Raw genomic sequence first — 4113 nt, 5'->3', positions numbered from 1 at the left:
TAGGAACGATTCATGCCGGTGCCCAAAAGATAATGGCTGGTGAAGTGGATGAAATTGCTATTACTGTTGATGAAGCGAAGAACATGCAGGGAGTAAAAGCGGGTTATAATGGCGTAATCCAATATCATAAGAAACGTATCGGCTGTATTGGAATATCTGGAGATCCGGAACAGGTTCGACCTTTACAAAAAATGGCAGCTATCATAGTGACAGAAGAAATAAAGAAAATACAGGCCTACCGGGAAAGGGAAGCCCTTATAAAAAGTGCGGCTTTGGATATAGAGGGTATCCTCGTTGCTATTCAGGATATGGCTACTGCTTCGGGGAACATTGCTGTCAGATATCAGCAAATGGAGGAACAACTGAGCAAAACTGAGGAAAATCTAAAGGAATTAAATAATATTCTTGATTTCATTCAGACTATTTCGGGAGAAACCAATTTGCTAGGTTTAAATGCAGCTATTGAAGCAGCCAGAGTTGGCGATAATGGACGAGGGTTTGCCGTTGTAGCTAATGAAATCCGCAAATTGGCTACTTACTCAGCAGATTCGGTAAATAAAATTACTAGGACGCTTCAACTAGCACAAACAGCAATGAATGATATTGGGCAGGCGGTTAGAGAAACTATTTCGATATCTCAGCAAGAGTCGTCCGCGTTACAAAATGTGTCGAATAATACTTATACAATTCAAGAGAAAATGCGCAAGATCACATAAACATCATTGCTTTTTACTTATAAATAAATATTGCGCAGCAAAAATGTCAAGGCTCACCTAACACTTACTAAAAAATAAGTGTTGGGTGTTTTTCATTAATAGTATTTTGGTACAATTCATTGAAAAATAATTCCGTGGATTATATTGACTATCCTATATTATGACTGTATACTGTTTATAACACTATAATGTTATAAACAGTATACAGTTAGGAAAGTTCTAACTAATAGAATTGAGGGAAATCATATGAATAAGAAATATGGGAGACATACCCCGGCCTTTTTATTACTTTTTTTGGCACAGAAGCCTTCTTATGGAGCAGCGCTTTTGGCTAAGATGAAGGGCGAGCTACCATACTGCTTTGCCGATAGTGCCATCGTTTATCGAAGTTTACAAGACATGGAGAAACAGGGCTTATTAGAAACAAAATGGAAAATAATCGAGGGGGGCCAGCCTCAGAAGTGGTATAAAATTACACCTAAAGGTATTTCAGCACTTGCTGATTTTGCAATAGATATTAAACAACGCCGTGAAAATTTAGATTTTTTTCTAGCACGTTATAATGAAGTAATAAAGGAGGAACAAAATTAAAACTGATCTGGGGCAATATATCATTCTGAAAGGAGAGTGATTTTTTTGAATCGAAATCAATCTGTTCAATATTCAAAGATAGGAATATTATCAATTTCTCACATGCTAAATGATTTTTACAGTAATTATTTACCCCAAATGCTTCCGTTTCTTGTAGTATTACATCCCGAATTCACAGCTACTCGTGCCGCTATACTAATATCAGCTTTTACAATAACATCTTCCTTTTTTCAGCCGCTGTTCGGCTTTTTTTTGGACCGGGCAGGCAAGCGGTGGTTTGTTTATGTAGGAACATTATGGATGGCAGTTATGTTGAGTTTGACAGGACTCATCCAGAATTATTGGCTACTAGTTACTTTTTCGGCTTTAGCCGGACTCGGAACAGCTGCATTTCATCCACAGGCGTCTACTATGGTTAACGTCTTAAGCGGTGACCATAAAGCGGTTTTACTTTCTGGGTTTGTAGCTTTTGGAAATTTCGGTTTTGCGCTGGGGCCGCTTATTCTCATTCCGCTATTTCAGGCATACGGATTAGAAGCTACGGTCATAACCGTAATTCCCGGCCTACTAGTCGCAATCATATTAGCATTCTTTGCCCCCAAAAATAACATATTATCAGGTTCAACTCCGCCACTTTCCGTCGTTATACGATCGTTGCAATCAGCAAGTCGGGAACTTGTAGCCATTATTGGCGTAATAGCAATTCGGTCTTTAGCCTATACCGGGCTATTAACAATGCTGCCACTCTATTTTAAATCAGAGAATGTATCAAACATTGTAGCAGGACATTTGTTGACGATTATGCTGGCAGCAGGTGCCATTGGTGGCATTATTGGCGGTTTCATTTCTGATTACTATGGACGCAAACGGCTTATTGTCGGTTCTCTAGTTCTTTCTACACCGATGTTTTTTGGATTTTTCTATACCCAAGGCTTGCTAAGTACAATTTTTTTGGCTCTAGCTGGAGCTGCATTGTTATCTAGCTTTTCAGTAACTGTGATAGCAGCCCAAGAGGCTATTCCTAATAATAAAGCACTTGCCGCAGGTCTGACTATGGGATTTGCAGGTGGAATCGGCGGTCTTGCTGTAGTATTAATTGGCCGTATCGCTGATACTTGGGGTCTTTCAGCAGCAATTTTTGTTCTATTTCTGCTTCCAATCGTTGCCGGATTGATTGCGTTAGGAATGAAGAGCCGTCCGGCAGCACGTTTTCAGCGCAGTCTAGCCGTAAAAACGAATTAGTTTAGCGATCAAGTATTGTGGATTTTTAGATCTATTCAGTAAGGAAGCACTTTAAATGAAGTTAAATTAAGCGATATGACGCTAGAACAGTTAAAGGCGGCATTAGTGGGAAGAAGTCCTGGAGGAAAGAAGAGTTTTGGCTTTGCAATACAACCGTTCATGTTCCAGGATATAAAGTACGCCAATATGAAGCTGACATAAAGAAAATCACTGATAATATTGAAGAAATTGAGCAGGAGATAAAAAAGGAAATTCTAACAATATCTGCCCAACGAGCGTGCTCGCGTTAAGCTCTGCATACTCGATATGGATACCACAGCGGATTTGGCCGATATTATCTGAATTTAAGTCGGTTACATGCAGGTCAAAGCCTGGATAAGGCCGGGTTGCAGCCCGATTAGTCCATTAAACCAAGGCGCTTGTTGCGCCAATAGCCAGCATAAATAGCTCCCAAGGGATTGTGGGACAGCAAACGGTCTTTGGCTACAAGTGTAGATACCGGAGCCGTGGAGTGACGTGTAAAAATCATGTCATGTCCTACGCAAAGACCGACAGCAAAGTTTAATTCCGTTTTTTCGTCGTTTAAAATTTTGGCCTGTATGGCCGGATTGCACATCGCTTCATAGCGGTCCGCTTTGATTTGTTCCAGATCAAGCTGGTGTTTATCGAACCCGCAGACTTTGCAGCATACAGAATGCACGGTAAAAAACTTTTGGAAGTATTGCACGATATATTTGGCTTCATTGGCTAAACCGATGCAAAAAGCTACGCCGATGGTGGTACAGCCTATCTCTTGGGCAAACTTTACGCTTTCTTCCAGGCGCGACAACTGCATATAATAACGTCCTTCAATTTTGGCCGCTGCCATCATGAGTTGCTGATCGGTTGTGTCATACACTGCTTCGATTTCGGCTGGCTGCAGCCCAGGGCAGTTTTGTCCGGTGGAACAATTTTTTACTTTGCATAATCCGCATTGCATAATATCCTCTCCCATTGTGAATAGTCATGTATAATTAAGTTTAGTATAGGCAATTAGGCAACGAAAGCGAGACGGGATCCGGCAATACCAACCAGGCGTTTGGGGGTGACGGAAATGCTTAATTGCCTTTTCGTAAATACATGGGAAACCTCCTTTTTAGTCATTATATGAGATATATTTCATAATTAGATTAAAATTTTTTATTCTACGTCCCGGCATACATTGGATGCCGGGCACGCAGGACATCTTAATCGTGGCAGCGCTGCCCGGTCCCGCGGGGTAGGGTCTATTTATGACCATCGGTCTGACAGGTAAGTGGTGTAGGCGGGCCATAGGTACTCTTTTTAAATTATGAACTATATTTCATAATTAATATATAATACTGTGCGGTGTATGTCAAGAGAATGTAGAACTCCTGCAGGTAAGGGAACATGATTTTGTATTGGGCGCCAAACGGTGCGGTATGCTTTTGACTGCATACATTACAATACGGCGATAAACAATATTATTCTGCAAAGTTCCTAGTTTGTTCCGAATTTAGACTCATTTTAGCCATAACGATCGTCTATACTAAAATTACTACCT

The 4113-nt window shown here is 40.7% G+C and carries 4 protein-coding genes; 3 read left to right on the top strand and 1 reads right to left on the bottom strand.

Going from position 1 to position 4113, the window contains the following annotated elements; translation table 11 throughout:
- The first annotated feature begins 8 nt into the window (after positions 1-8).
- From BLR65_RS31580 to BLR65_RS28595, 3 genes are all read left to right on the top strand, one after another.
- Entirely contained in the window at positions 9-716 is a 708-nt protein-coding gene (locus tag BLR65_RS31580) for a methyl-accepting chemotaxis protein (RefSeq protein WP_281241625.1), read from the top strand.
- A gap of 246 nt (positions 717-962) precedes the next feature.
- A complete protein-coding gene (locus BLR65_RS28600) occupies positions 963-1307 on the top strand; it encodes a PadR family transcriptional regulator (RefSeq protein WP_093798215.1) in 345 nt (114 codons plus the stop codon).
- Positions 1308-1352: 45 nt separating this feature from the next.
- Positions 1353-2549, top strand: coding sequence for an MFS transporter (locus BLR65_RS28595; protein WP_218130684.1), 1197 nt, complete (start codon positions 1353-1355; stop codon positions 2547-2549).
- A gap of 397 nt (positions 2550-2946) precedes the next feature.
- Here BLR65_RS28595 and BLR65_RS28590 read toward each other — a convergent pair whose 3' ends face one another.
- Positions 2947-3528: a DUF1847 domain-containing protein gene (locus tag BLR65_RS28590; protein WP_093798213.1), complete on the bottom strand. Its 582-nt coding sequence runs from the start codon at positions 3526-3528 to the stop codon at positions 2947-2949.
- Between the last annotated feature and the right edge of the window lie 585 nt (positions 3529-4113).

The organism is Sporomusa acidovorans (genome assembly GCF_900101845.1).
In the GTDB taxonomy this organism is placed as follows: domain Bacteria; phylum Bacillota; class Negativicutes; order Sporomusales; family Sporomusaceae; genus Sporomusa; species Sporomusa acidovorans.
Note: the sequence above shows the minus strand (reverse complement) of the source record. Positions and strands in the feature narration are given on the sequence as shown.